Raw genomic sequence first — 15,559 nt, 5'->3', positions numbered from 1 at the left:
GCCCCGACGGTGAGCTGCGCGGTGCCCACGGCGCTCACCGCAGCCTGCTGGAGGCCAGGATGGACACCAGGTGCAGCAGCGTCTGGAGGACCGCGATGGCGGCCAGCACGGCCACGCCGAGGCGGGTGAAGAACAGGTCGCCGCGGATCAGGTCGGCGACGGCGACGGCCAGGATCAGCAGCGACGCCTCGACGCCGCCCACCAGCCGGTGGAACTTCAGCGCGGCGGCGGCCTTGCGGGCCAGTGCCAGGCCGGAGGAGCGGGGGGTGGCGGCCTCGTCCTTGACGGCGGGCAGTCCGCTGCGGGCGCGGGCGACGTCCACCAGGTCCGTCTCGGCCTTGATGAGGATGGCGCCCAGCGCGGCGACGGTGCCGATGAAGGCCCACAGCCAGTTGGCGCTTCCGCCCTCGACGCCGAAGACGTCGGCTGCCCGTACCCCGAAGCCGACCAGCAGCGCGGCCTCGGCCAGGTAGTGGCCGACCCGGTCCAGGTAGACGCCGGTGATGGAGGTCTTGGCGCGCCAGCGGGCGACCTCGCCGTCCACGCAGTCCAGCAGCAGGTACAGCTGGATGAGCAGGGCGGCCAGCAGCGCGCCCGCGATGCCCGGCACCAGCAGGACGGCGCCGGCGGCGACGCCGGCGACGACCATGAGGTACGTCAGCTGGTTGGGGGTTATCCGGGTGTTGACCAGGTGCCGGGTCCAGCGCAGCGAGATCTCCCGCATGTACAGGCGCCCGGCCCAGTGCTCTCCGCTGCGCCGGTCCTTGACCCCTTCGGGGTGCACGACCGGGCGGAGTTCAGCTACTGATGGTTTTGACATAGTCGGCGTAACGGTCCCGGATCTCGTCGGTGGTCAGGTCGAGGTGTTCGAGGATGGTGTAGCGGCCCGGCCGGGTCTGCGGAGCGAACTCCACGGCCCGGACGAATTCTTCGGTGCTGAAGCCGATCTCGTCGGGGAGGACCGGCAGCCCGTGCCGCCGCAGCACCTCGGCGATCAGGGCTCCCTCCTCGACGGCGCCGCGCAGGTGCATGGCGAAGGCGGCCCCGAGGCCCACCTGCTCGCCGTGCGGCGCGGAGCGGTGCGGGTGGAGCAGGTCCAGGGCGTGCGAGATCTCGTGGCAGGCGCCGGAGGAGGGGCGGCTGTGCCCGGCGATCGACATGGCGATGCCGGAGAGCACCAGACCCTCGGAGAGCACGGTGAGGAAGCCGTCGTCGCCGCAGCCGGCCGGGTGGCGCAGGACGGCCTGCCCGGCCTGCCGCGCCATGGCGGCGGCCAGCCCGTCGATCTGCTCGCCGGTCTCGCGGTGGGCCAGTTCCCAGTCGGCGATGGCGGAGATGTTGGACAGGGCGTCGCCGATGCCCGAGCGCACGAAGCGCGCCGGGGCGTCCCGGATGACGTCGAGGTCCACCACGATGGCGATCGGGGTGGGCACCCCGTAGGAGCCGCGCCCGGCGTCGTTGTCGAGGGTGGAGATCGGGGAGCACAGGCCGTCGTGGGCGAGGTTGGTGGCCACGGCGACCATGGGCAGCCCGACGCGCGCGGAGGCGTACTTGGCGGCGTCGATGATCTTGCCGCCGCCGAGGCCGACCACGGCGTCGTAGTGTCCGGCCTTCATGGCGTCGCCCAGCGCCACGGCGGCGTCCAGGGTGCCCCCGGCCACCTCGTACCAGTCGGCGCCCGGCAGATCGGCCTCCAGGCGCGCGCGCAGGGCGGCGCCGGAGCCGGAGCTGATGGCGACGGCGAGCCGGCCGGACGGGGAGATCCGCTGGTCGGCGAGGAGACCGGCGAGGTTGTCCAGGGCGCCGGCCCGGATGTCGACGGAGACGGGTGAGGGGATGAGGCGGGTCAGTAGTGGCATGCGATCTCCCGTCCGCGGGCGAGATCGTCGTGGTTGTCGATCTCGACCCAGCTGACCTCGCCGATCGGCGCGGTGGACAGGGTGATACCGCGGTCGGCCAGCTCCTGGTAGCCGTCCTCGTAGTACAGCTGGGGGTCGCGCTCGTAGGTGACGCGCAGGGCGTCGGCGAGGTCGGCGGCGGCCTCCGGTTCGATGAGGGTGACACCGATGTACTCGCCGGTGGCGTCCTGCGGCGGCATGAGCTTGGTGATGCGCCGCACCGCGCCCGCGGCGTCGGTGATGACCTTCATCTCCTCGTCGGCGAGCTTCTTGACCGTGTCCAGCGCCAGGATGATGTGGCGGCCGGGGGCACGGGAGGCGAGCAGCGTCTTCTCGACGGAGGCCGGGTGCACGGTGTCGCCGTTGGCGAGGATCACGCCCTCGCTGATGATGTCGCGGGCGCACCACAGGGAGTAGGCGTTGTTCCACTCCTCGGCCTTGTCGTTCTCGACCAGGGTGAGCTTGACGCCGTAGCGCCGCTCCAGGTCGGCCCTGCGCTCGTACACGGCTTCCTTGCGGTAGCCGACGACGATGGCGGCGTCGGTGAGGCCGACCTCCGCGAAGTTGGCGAGGGTGAGGTCGAGGACGGTTCTGGAGTCCGCCGTGTCGGGCGCGACCACCGGCACCAGGGCCTTGGGCAGGGTGTCGGTGTAGGGGCGCAGACGCCTTCCGGCGCCGGCGGCCAGCACGAGGCCGATCATGCGGGTTCTCCTGTCTCATCGTGTACGGCGGGTGCGGCGGAGGAGATCCAGAAACGGATGCTCTCCGCCAGCACCAGCAGCGCGAGGGCCCCCGCGAGGACCGTCAGCGCGAGGGTGAAGGTGTCGGTGCCGGTGAACGCGGCGGCTGCCGCGACCACCAGCAGGGTGCGGCCCTCGTGGCCGCCGGCCGCGCGCACCAGGGCGCGCGGGGGTGCCCCGGCGCCGCCGCGCAGCCGGTAGACGGTGTCGTAGTGGTGGTAGGCGACCGCGGCCAGCAGGCCGAAGGCGGCGGGCAGGGCGCCGGGGCTGTCGCTGCGGGCGGCGAGGATCAGCACCGCGCCGTACTCCCCCGCGCGGAACAGCGGGGGCAGCAGCCAGTCCAGCGGGCGGGTCAGTGGGGCGGCGGTGGCGCGGCCCGCGCACAGCGCGTAGAAGGCTGCCGCGCCGAGCGCGGCCCAGCCGCCGGCGACGCCGGGCAGCAGGAGTATGCCGATCAGCGCGACGGTGCCGAGCCCGGCCCACAGCGGGGCGCTCAGCGCGCCGCCGGCCCCGGGCAGGGGCAGGCGGGCGGCGGCCTCGGCGAGCGGGCCGTTGTCGGTGAGCCCGGCCAGGGCGCGGGCGGCGTCCTGGCCGCCGGTGGCCTTGCGGCGGGAGCGCAGCAGGCGGCCGGCGGTGGTGTAGCAGGCGGCGAAGCCACCGGCGGCCATCAGGACGATCAGGGTGATGCGGGGGGTGGTGAGCGCGGTGAGCACGGCGATCAGGGCCCAGCGCTCGCCGATGGGCAGCACGATCATGCGGCGGGCCCACACGGTCCAGCCGATGGAGTCCAGCCGGCCGGAGAGGGCGGCGGCGGGGCTGGAGGCGCTGCCGGAACCGGTGCCGGTGGTGGCGGCGTTGGCCTCGTTGAAGGAGAAGTCGACGATGTGGCGGCAGGTCTGGAGGATCATGGCGCCCAGCGCCAGCGCCCACACGTCCTCGCCGCCGCGGGCCGCGCCGAGGGCGAGGCCGGCGTAGTAGGCGTACTCCTTGGCGCGGTCGAAGGTGGCGTCCAGCCAGGCGCCGAGGGTGGAGTACTTGAGCGCGTAGCGGGCGAGCTGGCCGTCGGTGCAGTCCAGCACGAAGGAGAACAGCAGCAGCGCGCCGGCCGCGACGAAGCCGGCGCGGGTGCCGGTGGCGGCGCAGCCGGCCGCGATGAGCGCGGTGAACAGGGAGGCGGTGGTGACCTGGTTGGGGGTGAGGCCGCGCCGGGCGCACCAGCGGGCCAGGTAGCGGGAGTAGGGGCTGACCAGGTGGGTGGTGAAGAAGCCGTCGCGGGACTTGACGGCGGAGCGCAGCCGGACCGCTTCCTCGTCGGTGGCGGCGACGGCGGCGGCGGCCGTGGCGCGTTCGTCGTCGGTGCGGGGCACGGTGGCCGTGAGCGGGCCCAGTTCGGGGCGGTGCACGGCGCAGCCGGCCTCGGCCAGCCGCTCGGTGAGGGTGTCGACGAGGATGTCCTGGTCCTCGTCGGTGGTGCCGGCGCCGGTACCGGCGGGCACCTGGGCGCTTGTACGCTCGACGGCGGCGGCGAGGGCGCCGCGGGCCGCCGCGGTGACGGTGAGCGCGCCGGGCACGGCGGCGGCGGTGAAGCGCGGGTCGGTGAGTGCCAGGCGCAGGCTGTGCCGGTGTCCGGCGAAGCGCGGGTCGATCAGGGCGACGCGTTCACCGGGTGCGACGTCCGCGAGGACGGCGCCGAGCGCGGTGGTGCCGCCGGCCACCGTGACGGTGAATCCCAGCGCGGTCAGGTCGGCTCCGAGCACAGACCCGGGAACGGGCGGACCGGTGAGAATCGCGGTCGACAGCTGAACTCACTCCTTGAGGGGGCAGAACCCGCTTGCGTACGGGCTGCACGAGGGCAGAGATTATCCGATCGCCATCGTGCGGCAAGCATGGCGTCGTGGTCAGGAAACCCCGAGTTCATCCAAGAGGCAAAACCGGCGCCGGTGATGACACTACGCGACAGTGCGGCTACGGTACGCACGCCGTGTGGCGGGCCGGATAGGCTGGCGATCATGACCTGGCTGATCACCGGCGGAGCCGGTTACATCGGGGCACATGTGGTGCACGCCATGACCGCGGCGGGTGAGCGGGTGGTCGTGCTGGACAACTTCTCCACGGGAATGGACGACCGGCTGCCCAAGGGAGTTCCGGTGGGCCGGGGTTCGGTGCTCGACCGGCCGCTGCTGGACCGGGTGCTGTCCGATTACGAGGTCACCGGGGTGGTGCACCTGGCGGCGCGCAAGCAGCCGGGGGAATCGGTGGAGCAGCCGCTGGGCTACTACCGCGACAACGTGCACGGGCTGACGGTGCTGCTGGAGGCGGTGGTGGCGGCCGGGGTGGGGCGGTTCGTCTTCTCCTCCTCCGCGGCGGTGTACGGCACCCCGGACGTGGAGCTGGTGACGGAGGACACTCCGTGCGTGCCGGTGAACCCGTACGGGGAGACGAAGCTGGCCGGCGAGTGGCTGGTGCGGGCGGCGGGGCGGGCGCACGGCATCGCCACGGCCAATCTGCGGTATTTCAACGTGGCCGGGGCGCGCGAGCCGGCGCTGGCGGACACCGGGGAGTTCAACATCATCCCGATGTTCTTCGGACGGCTGACCCGGGGCGAGGCGCCGCTGATCTTCGGCGACGACTATCCGACGCCGGACGGCACGGGGGTGCGGGACTACGTCCATGTCGCGGATCTGGCGGACGCGCACCTGGCGGCGGCCCGGGCGCTGACCGATCCGGGGCGGGACCTGACGGTGAACATCGGCACCGGCACGGGCGCCTCGGTGCGGGAGATCGCCGATCTCGTCGCGGACGTCACGGGGCTGAGGAAGCCGGCGCCCAAGGTGGTCGACCGGCGCCCCGGGGATCCGGCGAAGGTGGTGGCGTCGGTGGCACGGGCCGAGGAAGTGCTGGGCTTCTCCGCCTCGTACTCGCTGGCCGAGATGGTGTCCTCCGCGTGGCAGGGCTGGCGGTTCCACCACCCCAAGGCGTAGGAGAAATCCGCAGGTCAGAGCACATGACAACGGTGTTCACCGTCGCGTTGCACATACCCCCCTCCCGTAGTTCACTTGGCGCGTGAAACGCCGGCGGAGAGGCGGCCCACCGGGCTGCCCCGGTCACGTTACGGAGGGTCGTTTCCATGGGAGCGGGACACAGTCACGGGGGGGCGTCCGGTCACGGGCACGGCCGGGGCACGGCCGGCACCGCGTACCGGGGACGGCTGCTGATCGCGCTGCTCATCGCGGTGGTGCTGCTGGTCGCCCAGCTGGTCGGCGCCTGGCTGACCGGGTCGCTGGCGCTGCTGGCGGACGCCGGGCACGTGGCGACGGACGGGGTGGGCATCGCGCTGGCGCTGCTGGCGATCCATGTGGCGAACCGGCCCACCAGTGAGCACCGTACGTTCGGCCTGGCCCGGGTGGAGATCCTCGCGGCGCTGGTGAACTGTGTGCTGCTGCTGGGAGTGGGCGGCTACATCCTGTACGAGGCGGTGCACCGGCTGCGGGAGCCGACCGAGGTGCCCGGCGGGCTGACGATCGTCTTCGGTGTGACGGGCCTGCTGCTGAACCTGGTGTCGCTCTCACTGCTGATGCGCGGGCAGCGGGAGTCGCTGAACGTGCGCGGCGCGTTCCTGGAGGTGCTGGCGGACACCCTGGGGTCGGTGGCGGTGGTGATCGCGGCACTGGTGATCTGGACCACCGGCTGGCAGCGGGCGGACACCATCGCCTCGCTGTTCATCGCGCTGCTGATCGTGCCCAGGACGGTGAAGCTGGCCCGGGAGGCGCTGGAGGTGCTGCTGGAGGCGGCACCCAAGGACGTGGACATCGCGGCGGTGCGGCGGCACATCATGGATCTGCCGGGGGTGACGGATCTGCACGATCTCCATGTGTGGACGATCACATCGGGCATGCCGGTGCTGTCGGCGCACGTGGTGGTGAGCCGGGAGACGCTGGACGCGGTGGGGCACGAGCGGTTGCTGCACGAGCTCCAGGGATGCCTGGGTGAGCACTTCGACGTGGAGCACTGCACGTTCCAGCTGGAACCGCACGGGCATGCGGCTCATGAGCCCCGCCTGTGCCACTGAGTCAAGGGGCTCCGGCCGCCCGGGATAACCTCGCGGGAAGCACGCGATACAGCCCGAGAAGGTGACCATGCCCGACAGCAAGGACGTAAGTGTGGATCCGATCATGCTGGAGCTGGTCGACGAGGCGGGCCGGACCATCGGCACGGCGGAGAAGCTCGCCGCCCATCAGGCGCCGGGGCAGTTGCACCGGGCGTTCTCGGTGTTCCTGTTCGATCCGGCGGGGCGGCTGCTGCTCCAGCGCCGGGCACTGGGGAAGTACCACTCCCCCGGAGTGTGGTCCAACACGTGCTGCGGGCATCCGCTGCCCGGGGAGCCGCCGTTCGTCGCGGCGGCGCGGCGCACCGCGGAGGAGCTGGGGGTCTCACCGGTGCTGCTGCGGGAGGCGGGCACGGTGCGCTACAACCACCCCGACCCGCAGTCGGGTCTGGTGGAGCAGGAGTTCAACCATCTGTTCGCCGGGGTCCTGGAGCAGGAGGTGCGGCCCGATCCCTCGGAGGTCGGTGACACCGCTTTCGTCACGCCGCAGGAGCTGGCGCGCCGGCACGAGCGGGCGCCGTTCTCGGCCTGGTTCATGACGGTGCTGGACGCGGCGCGTCCGGGGATCCGGGCGGTGACGGGGCCGGCCGCCGGCTGGTGAAACCCTGGTCAGTAGCGGTCCCAGGGCAGTTCGGCCCAGATGATCTTTCCGCCGGCGGCGGTGGCGTCCACGCCGCAGGTGCCGCCGGCCTCGTGTGTGACGATCTTCACCAGCAGCAGTCCGCGTCCGCTGGTGTGTTCGACCCTGGCCTCCAGGGCCTTGGGCCGGTACGGGTGGCCGTCCTCGACGGCGATCCGGACCCGGCCGGGGGTGAGCGCGACCTCGATGCCGATCTGCGGGGTGAGCAGGGCGGCGTGCCGTACGGCGTTGGTGACCAGCTCGGAGACGATCAGCAGCAGTGAGCCCATCCGGTCGGCGCTCAGCGGGATGTGCCGGCGGTGCAGGAGGTCGCGCACCGCGTGCCGGATCAGCGGTACGGAGGCGTCGACGGGGGCGGCGGTGAGGCGCCAGACGCCCGGATCACCGGACGCGGCGGGGGCGGTGGGGTGCGGCGCGGCACCTGATCGGCTGTCCATCTTTCCGAGTCTTGGCATGTGCCAGCGCGGCATGACCGAATGAGCGCAATTCATAGGATCCTCAGCGGATTCTGACCGCTTCTTTTCATCTCAGCTTGCTTTATGACAAAACCTGGCTGTCACTCGACCGGCCGGGCGCATCGTTGCGCAAAGACCCCAATGAAATACCCCAAAGCATCATCAAAGTGACCAAGAGCGCTTGCCATCACAATTTCGGCGACTGTTCGACGGCCAAGGGGGGCAAGGTCCCCGCGACCCATTCCCCCTGGCTTTTGGAGGGCTGCATTCATGGCTCTGCCGCAAGGCCCCCTGGAGCACCGCTATCGGGGTGAACACCCCGTACGGACCCTCGCCTACCTCTTCCGAGAGGACCGGGCCCGGCTGCTGGTCGCCGTGCTCGCGTTCGGCGTCAAGCACTCCCCGGTCTGGCTGCTGCCGCTGGTCACCGCGAACATCATCGACATCGTGGTGGAGCAGCGCCCGATCTCGGACCTGGCCACCAACATCGCTGTCCTGACGGTGGTCCTGGCCCTCAACTATCCAATGCACCTGCTGTACATCCGCTGTCTGTACGGCAGTGTCCGCCGCACCGGCACCGGGCTGCGCTCCGCCCTGTGCCGGCGGATGCAGGAGCTGTCCATCGGCTACCACTCCCGGGTCAGCGCCAGTGCGCTGCAGACCAAGGTCATCCGCGACGTGGAGAACATCGAGACCTCCGTCCAGCAGAGTTCGGACAACGGCCTGAACGCCGTCATGACGCTGGCCGGCGGGCTCGCGGTGATCGGCCTGCGGGTCCCCGCCGCGCTGCCCGCGTTCCTGATCGTGGTGCCCGCCGCCGCCCTGCTGGTCCAGCGACTGCGGGCCAGACTGCGCTCGCACAACGCGCAGTTCCGCCGCGAGGTCGAGCAACTTTCCTCCCGTGTGGGCGAGATGACCTCGCTCATCCCCGTCACCCGGGCCCACGGCCTGGAACGCACCGCGGTCGCCCGGGTGGACGGCTCACTGCGCAGCGTGCTCACCGCCGGCCTGCGCCTGGACATGCTCAACGGCCACTTCGGCGCGCTGGCCTGGATCCTGCTGCAGGCCCTGGGCATCGGCTGTCTGGCGCTGGCGGCGCTGGTCGCCTACTACGCCTGGCTGCCGATGACCCCCGGGGACGTGGTGATGCTCTCCACCTTCTTCACCACCCTCACCGCCTCCATGACCGTGCTGATGGGCCTGACCCCGATCATCACCAAAGGGCTCGAATCGGTGCGCTCGCTCGGCGAGGTGCTGGAGGACCCCGACCTGGAGGTCAACGACGGCAAGCAGCGCATCGAGAAGGTCGGCGGCCGCATCGACTTCGAGCGGGTGGGCTTCCGTTACGACACCGAGGGACAGGCGGCCGTCACCGGCTTCAGCCTGTCGGTGGCACCGGGCGAAACGATCGCCCTGGTGGGAGCCTCTGGAGCCGGCAAGTCCACCATCCTCAACCTGCTGATCGGCTTCATCCGGCCCGTCTCCGGGCGGATCACGCTGGACGGCCGGGACATGGCCACCCTGGACCTGCGCAGTTACCGGCGGTTCCTGTCGGTGGTGCCGCAGGAGTCGGTGCTCTTCGAGGGCACCATCCGGGAGAACGTCGGCTACGGCCTGGAGACGGTGGACGAGGAACAGGTGCGCCGGGCCCTGCGGGACGCCAACGCCCTGGAGTTCGTCGACCGGCTGCCCAGCGGTCTGGACACCGTGGTCGGCGAGCGCGGCGCCCGGCTCTCCGGCGGCCAGCGACAGCGTCTGGCCATCGCCCGGGCCCTCATCCGCGACCCGCGCATCCTGGTGCTGGACGAGGCCACCTCGGCACTGGACACCCGCTCCGAGGCGCTGGTGCAGGAGGCGATGAGCCGTCTGATGCGCGGCCGCACCGTGTTCGTGGTCGCCCACCGGCTGTCCACCATCCGCGGCGCCGACCGCATCGTGGTGATGGACCAGGGCAAGGTGCTGGAGATCGGCAGCCACGAGGAACTCATGCGCGGCGGCGGTGCGTACGCGCGGCTCCAGAAGAACCAGCTCGGCTAGGTCCTGTCTGACGCTCCCCAGCAGGCTCCAGGCGGCCGTGGCCGGGGCGGTGGATGGCCACCGCCCCGGCCGCCGTACGTCCGGGCGCCCCTACAGCGGTTCGCCCTCCATCAGTTCCTCCCCCTCGGCCCGCAGCCGGCGCGTGATGCCGATCTCCCGCAGGAACGGCAGATCGTGGCTGGCGACCAGCAGCGCGCCCCGGTACGCGTCGAGCGCCGCCGTCAGCCGGCGGACACTGGCCAGGTCCAGGTTGTTGGTCGGCTCGTCCAGCAACAGCAGTTGCGGGGCGGGCTCGGCCAGCAGCAGCGCGGCCAGCGAGGCACGGAACCGCTCGCCCCCGGACAGGGTGCCCGCGACCTGATCGGCCCGCCCGGCCCGGAACAGGAACCGCGCCAGCTGGGCACGGATGCGCTGCCCCGGCACCCGCGGCGCGAGACGCCGCACGTTCTCGTACACGCTGAGCTCGTCGTCCAGCACATCCAGCCGCTGCGGCAGGTAGCGCAGCGGCACATGCACCCGCGCCTCGCCCGAGAGCGGGTCCAGTTCCCCGGTGATGGTGCGCAGCAAGGTGGTCTTGCCCGATCCGTTGCCACCGGTCAGGGCGATCCGTTCGGGGCCGAGCACCTGGAGATCGGCGCGGGCGCCGTGCCGCGGCACCAGGTCGGCCAGGGTCAGCACCCGCCGCCGCGCCGGTACCTCGGTGGCCGGCAGTTCCACGCGGATCTCGGCGTCGTCCCGGACGGCGGACTCGGCCTCCTTCAGGCGTTCCCGGGCGCCCGCGAGCCGGTCCTCGTGCAGGGCCCGGGTGCGGCCCGCGGTCTGCTGGGCCTGGCGTTCGCGGCCACCCACCAGGATCTTCGGCAGGCTCCCGCTCCGCGCCGACCGGCGCCCGGCCGCTGCTCGGCGCGCCAGCTTCTCGTGCGCCTCGACGCGTTCGCGCTGCTGCCGGCGTACATCGGCCTCGGCGGCCCGCACCATCCGCTCGGCGGCCTCCTGTTCGACGGCGACCGCCGCCTCGTACGCCGACAGGGTGCCGCCGAAGCGGACCACCTCGCCGTCCCGCAGATCCGCGATCTCATCGACGCGTTCCAGGAGTTCCCGGTCGTGGCTGACCACGACCAGGACCCCGCGCCAGGCGTCGACGGCCGCGTACAGCCGTTGCCTGGCCCGCAGATCGAGGTTGTTGGTGGGCTCGTCCAGCAGCAGGACGGCGGGGCGGCGCAGCAGCAGGGCGGCCAGCCGCAGCAGCACGCTCTGGCCGCCGGAGATCTCGCCGACCGTACGGTCCAGGCCCACGTCGTGCAGGCCGAGATCGTCCAGGACGGCCCGGGTGCGTTCCTCGATGTCCCAGTCGTCGCCGACCATCGCGAAGTGCTCGGGGTCGGCGTCGCCGGACTCGATGGCGTGCAGGGCGGCACGCGTTCCCTCGATGCCCAGCACCTCGTCGACCGGGCGCGAGGTGTCCAGGGTGAGGTTCTGCGGCAGGTATCCGATGTCGCCCGCGGCGCGTACGGTGCCGGCCGCCGGGGTGAGTTCGCCCGCGATCAGCCGGAGCAGCGTGGACTTGCCGGAGCCGTTCACGCCGATCAGCCCGGTGCGGCCGGGGCCCAGCGCCAGGTCGAGGCCGTCGAAGAGGGGGGTGCCGTCGGGCCGGCCGAAGGTCAGCCCGTGGCAGGTGATGTGTGCGGTGGTGGGGGCCATGCCGGTCTCCCGGTGTTCGTCGATGAGAGGGGTCGCAGCTCATCGGGACACCGGGGCCGGTCAGGGCCGTCGATGGGTGATCGGATGCGTGGGAGGCGTGTGATAGGAGCCGCTCACTTCCGAGGTCGCACACGTGACGCGGCGCGCCGTACCGGCAGTGCTGCCGTACGGGCCGACGGGCTCACGGTGTCCCAGACCTCAGATGCGCAACGGCCTCTCCCCTCGCCGACGACAAGGCCGTCATCGAGCGTACGGGGGCCGGCGGGGGCCGGGCAACCGTATTCCCGCCGTGCTCGCGTCAGCCGTTCTTGCGGGCCGCCTGGCGGGCGAGACGGGCGGCGAGCCGCTCGTCGAACTTGCGGGCCTCGGCGTCCAGGCCGTTCATGTACATGCCCACCTCTTCCTGGGCGCGCTGTCCCTCGGGGCCCAGGCCGTCCACCTCCATGACCTTCAGGAAGCGCAGCACCGGCTGGAGCACGTCGTCGTGGTGGATGCGCATGTTGTAGATGCCACCGAGCGCCATCCGGGCAGCGGCGCGCTCGAAACCGGGGATGCCGTGGCCGGGCATCCGGAAGTTGACGACCACGTCACGCACGGCGCACATGGTGCGGTCGGGCGCCAGTTCGAAGGCGGCCCGCAGCAGGTTCCGGTAGAAGACCATGTGCAGGTTCTCGTCGGTGGCGATCCGCGACAGCATGCGGTCGCAGACCGGGTCGCCCGAGTGATGTCCGGTGTTGCGGTGCGAGATCCGGGTGGCCAGCTCCTGGAAGGCCACGTAGGACACCGAGTGCAGCATCGACTCGGGGTGGTCGAACTCGAAACCCTCGGACATGTGCTGCATCCGGAAGTTCTCCAGCTCCACCGGGTCCACGGCGCGGGTGGTGAGCAGGTAGTCCCGCATCACGATGCCGTGCCGGCCCTCCTCGGCGGTCCAGCGGTGCACCCAGGTGCCCCAGGCGCCGTCCCGGCCGAAGAGTGTGGCTATCTCGTGGTGGTAGCTGGGGAGGTTGTCCTCGGTGAGGAGGTTGACCACCAGCGCGGTGCGCCCCACGTCGGTGACCTTCGACTGCTCGGGCGCCCACGGCTCGCCGCCGAGCGGCCCGTCGAAGTTCCGTCCCTCGCTCCAGGGCACGTACTCGTGCGGCATCCAGTCCTTGGCCACGGCGAGATGGCGGTTGAGCTCCTTCTCGACGACTTCCTCCAGGGCGAAGAGCAGGCGGGCGTCGGTCCACGTGTCCTTGAGGGAGATGTGGTCGGAACTCAGTGTCACAAGGGCTCCAAGAGCGGCGGGATCAGGGGTGTACCTACGAGACCGTAGGTTACGGCACCGTAAGTTATTTCCCTCCCCGTGACAAGCTCGGTTACCATCCGTGCATATCTCATGACTTCTTGGCGCAAAAAGGGGCGAGGGCCCGGGATTCGACCTCCCGGGCCCTCGCCCTGTGCGCTGTGCCGCCGCTCCCGGTACGGGGGCCGTGCGGCGCGGGTCAGCGGCCCCGGCCGCCCCGGCCGCCGTTTCCGCCGCCGCTGCCCTTCCCGCCGCCGAGCAGCCCGGCGCGGCGCAGGGCGTCGGCCATGGCACCGTTGGCGGGCTGTGCCGCCGGCGCGGCGCCGCCGCGGCCCTGACGCGCCCCGGCACCGCCCTGCCGGCCACCCCGGCCGCGCTGCTCCCCCTGACCGCCGCGCCGGTCGCGCTGGCGCGGGGCGCCGGCGCCGTCCCGCTCGGCGCGCCCGCCACCGGCCGGCCGCTCCTCGTCCAGGCGCAGGGTCAGCGAGATCCGCTGCCGCTTCACATCCACGTCCAGGACCTTGACCCGGACGATGTCGCCCGGCTTGACCACCTCGCGGGGGTCGGAGACGAACTTGGCGGACATCGCCGAGACGTGCACCAGACCGTCCTGGTGGACGCCGACATCGACGAAGGCGCCGAAGGCGGCGACGTTGGAGACCACGCCCTCCAGCACCATGCCGGGCTCCAGGTCGCCGATCTTCTCCACGCCCTCCCTGAAACGGGCCGCGCGGAATTCGGGGCGCGGGTCGCGGCCCGGCTTCTCCAGCTCGCCCAGGATGTCGGTGACGGTGGGCAGGCCGAAGGTGTCGTCCACGTAGTCCGCGGGCCGCAGCCCGCGCAGCGCGGCGCTGTCACCGATCAGCGCGCCGACCTCCTTGCCGGTCTCGCGCACGATGCGGCGCACCACCGGATAGGCCTCGGGGTGCACCGCCGAGGCGTCCAGCGGGTCCTCGCCGTCCCGGATGCGCAGGAATCCCGCGCACTGCTCGAACGCCTTGGGGCCGAGCCGGGAGACATCCTTGAGGGCCCGGCGGCTGTGGAAGGGGCCGTTGGTGTCGCGATGGGCCACGATCAGTTTGGCGAGGGTCCCGGAGACGCCCGAGACCCGGGACAGCAGCGGCACGGAGGCGGTGTTGACGTCGACGCCGACGCCGTTCACGCAGTCCTCGACGACCGCGTCCAGGGAGCGGGAGAGCTTCACCTCGGACAGGTCGTGCTGGTACTGGCCGACACCGATGGAGCGCGGGTCGATCTTCACCAGCTCGGCGAGCGGGTCCTGGAGCCGGCGGGCGATGGAGACGGCGCCGCGCAGCGAGACATCGAGGTCGGGCAGCTCCTCCCCCGCGTAGGCGGAGGCGGAGTAGACGGAGGCGCCCGCCTCGGAGACCACCATCTTGGTCACCTTGGCCGGGGCGAGGGCGGAGATCAGTTCGCCGGCCAGCTTGTCGGTCTCGCGCGAGGCGGTGCCGTTGCCGATCGCGATGAGTTCCACGCCGTGCTCGGTGACCAGGGTGCCCAGCCGGGCCAGCGCCTCGGTCCAGTTGCGGCGCGGGGCGTGCGGGTAGACCGTGTCGGTGGCCGCGACCTTGCCGGTGGCGTCGACGACGGCGACCTTCACGCCGGTGCGCAGGCCCGGGTCCAGGCCCATGGTGGGGCGGGTGCCCGCGGGGGCGGCGAGCAGCAGGTCACGCAGGTTGGCGGCGAAGACGTCGACGGCCTCGTCCTCGGCGGCGGTGCGCAGCCGGGTGCGCAGGTCGATGCCGAGGTGCACCAGGATGCGGGTGCGCCAGGACCAGCGGACGGTCTCGGCCAGCCAGGCGTCGCCGGGGCGGCCCCGGTCACTGATGCCGAACCGGTGGGCGATGGCCCGTTCGTAGGCGCTGGGGCCGTCCTGCGCCGGTGCGGCGTCGGCGGGCTCGGGGTCGAGGGTGAGATCGAGGATCTCCTCCTTCTCGCCGCGCAGCATGGCCAGGACCCGGTGCGAGGGCAGCTTGGTGAAGGGCTCGGCGAAGTCGAAGTAGTCGGCGAACTTGGCGCCGGCCTCCTCCTTGCCCTCGCGGACCTTGGCCACCACCCGGCCGGTGGTCCACATCTTCTCGCGCAGCTCACCCAGCAGGTCGGCGTCCTCGCCGAAGCGTTCGGTGAGGATGGCGCGGGCGCCGGTGAGGGCGGCTGCGGCGTCGGGGACGCCCCTGGCCTCGTCGGTGAACGCGGCGGCGGCCACCTGCGGATCGACGGTGGGGTCGGCCAGCAGCCCGTCGGCCAGCGGTTCGAGGCCGGCCTCGCGGGCGATCTGCGCCTTGGTGCGGCGCTTGGGCTTGTAGGGCAGATAGATGTCCTCGAGCCTGGCCTTGGTCTCGGCGGCGTTGATCCGCTGCTCCAGCGCGTCGTCCAGCTTGCCCTGGCCGCGGATGGACTCCAGGATCGCCGCGCGGCGTTCCTCCAGCTCGCGCAGATAACGCAGCCGTTCCTCCAGGGCACGCAGCTGGGCGTCGTCCAGCATGCCGGTGGCCTCTTTGCGGTAGCGGGCGATGAACGGCACCGTGGAGCCGCCGTCCAGCAACCCCACCGCGGACGTCACCTGCCCCTCCCGTACGCCCAGTTCCTCGGCGATCCTGCTCTCGATGGACCTGCCCGCCACGGACTGTGTCACGTCTCACGCTCCGCTTTCCCGGCGCGCTCTGCGCCGCGC

The 15,559-nt window shown here is 72.0% G+C and carries 12 protein-coding genes; 4 read left to right on the top strand and 8 right to left on the bottom strand.

Features of this window, described 5'->3' with window-relative positions; genetic code table 11:
• Positions 1-34: 34 nt before the first annotated feature.
• From SXIM_RS24955 to SXIM_RS24940, 4 genes are read right to left on the bottom strand one after another with little or no spacing between them, the layout of a single operon-like run.
• Positions 35-820 (bottom strand): CDP-alcohol phosphatidyltransferase family protein, encoded by a 786-nt coding sequence (locus SXIM_RS24955; RefSeq protein WP_030732113.1) that lies wholly within the window; start codon positions 818-820, stop codon positions 35-37.
• A complete protein-coding gene (locus SXIM_RS24950; protein WP_030731534.1) occupies positions 798-1,859 on the bottom strand; it encodes an iron-containing alcohol dehydrogenase family protein in 1,062 nt (353 codons plus the stop codon). Before SXIM_RS24950 ends, SXIM_RS24955 begins: the two co-directional genes overlap by 23 nt.
• A complete protein-coding gene (locus SXIM_RS24945; protein WP_030731531.1) occupies positions 1,847-2,599 on the bottom strand; it encodes a phosphocholine cytidylyltransferase family protein in 753 nt (250 codons plus the stop codon). The genes SXIM_RS24950 and SXIM_RS24945 overlap by 13 nt, the downstream gene beginning before the upstream one ends.
• On the bottom strand, positions 2,596-4,395 hold the full coding sequence (locus tag SXIM_RS24940) for a DUF5941 domain-containing protein (protein WP_246156937.1): 1,800 nt from the start codon (positions 4,393-4,395) through the stop codon (positions 2,596-2,598). Before SXIM_RS24940 ends, SXIM_RS24945 begins: the two co-directional genes overlap by 4 nt.
• A 252-nt stretch (positions 4,396-4,647) precedes the next feature.
• On the opposite strand from SXIM_RS24940, the gene galE reads away from it, so the two are divergent.
• From galE to idi, 3 genes are all read left to right on the top strand, one after another.
• Entirely contained in the window at positions 4,648-5,619 is a 972-nt protein-coding gene (galE, locus tag SXIM_RS24935; RefSeq protein WP_030731525.1) for a UDP-glucose 4-epimerase GalE, read from the top strand.
• Between the two features lie 146 nt (positions 5,620-5,765).
• The gene (locus SXIM_RS24930) at positions 5,766-6,707 is read left to right on the top strand and encodes a cation diffusion facilitator family transporter (protein WP_030731522.1); all 942 of its coding nucleotides are present in this window, start codon (positions 5,766-5,768) and stop codon (positions 6,705-6,707) included.
• Between the two features lie 67 nt (positions 6,708-6,774).
• The gene (gene idi / locus SXIM_RS24925; protein WP_030731519.1) at positions 6,775-7,344 is read left to right on the top strand and encodes an isopentenyl-diphosphate Delta-isomerase; all 570 of its coding nucleotides are present in this window, start codon (positions 6,775-6,777) and stop codon (positions 7,342-7,344) included.
• A gap of 8 nt (positions 7,345-7,352) precedes the next feature.
• On the opposite strand, the gene SXIM_RS24920 is transcribed toward idi, so the two are convergent.
• Positions 7,353-7,820, bottom strand: a complete 468-nt coding sequence (locus SXIM_RS24920; protein WP_046725174.1) for an ATP-binding protein — start codon at positions 7,818-7,820, stop codon at positions 7,353-7,355.
• A gap of 288 nt (positions 7,821-8,108) precedes the next feature.
• On the opposite strand from SXIM_RS24920, the gene SXIM_RS24915 reads away from it, so the two are divergent.
• A complete protein-coding gene (locus tag SXIM_RS24915) occupies positions 8,109-9,875 on the top strand; it encodes an ABC transporter ATP-binding protein (protein ID WP_030731513.1) in 1,767 nt (588 codons plus the stop codon).
• A gap of 90 nt (positions 9,876-9,965) precedes the next feature.
• On the opposite strand, the gene SXIM_RS24910 is transcribed toward SXIM_RS24915, so the two are convergent.
• The 3 genes from SXIM_RS24910 to SXIM_RS24900 all read right to left on the bottom strand — a co-directional run bounded on the left by SXIM_RS24910 (position 9,966) and on the right by SXIM_RS24900 (position 15,520).
• On the bottom strand, positions 9,966-11,576 hold the full coding sequence (locus SXIM_RS24910) for an ABC-F family ATP-binding cassette domain-containing protein (protein ID WP_046725173.1): 1,611 nt from the start codon (positions 11,574-11,576) through the stop codon (positions 9,966-9,968).
• A gap of 298 nt (positions 11,577-11,874) precedes the next feature.
• Positions 11,875-12,846, bottom strand: a complete 972-nt coding sequence (locus tag SXIM_RS24905; RefSeq protein ID WP_030731507.1) for an acyl-ACP desaturase — start codon at positions 12,844-12,846, stop codon at positions 11,875-11,877.
• 217 nt (positions 12,847-13,063) lie between these two features.
• Positions 13,064-15,520, bottom strand: coding sequence for a Tex family protein (locus SXIM_RS24900; protein ID WP_030731504.1), 2,457 nt, complete (start codon positions 15,518-15,520; stop codon positions 13,064-13,066).
• Positions 15,521-15,559: the final 39 nt, after the last annotated feature.

The organism is Streptomyces xiamenensis, from assembly GCF_000993785.3.
GTDB lineage: Bacteria > Actinomycetota > Actinomycetes > Streptomycetales > Streptomycetaceae > Streptomyces > Streptomyces xiamenensis.
The sequence above is the reverse complement of the archived record's forward strand: the minus strand, read 5'-3'. Positions and strand labels throughout refer to the sequence as shown.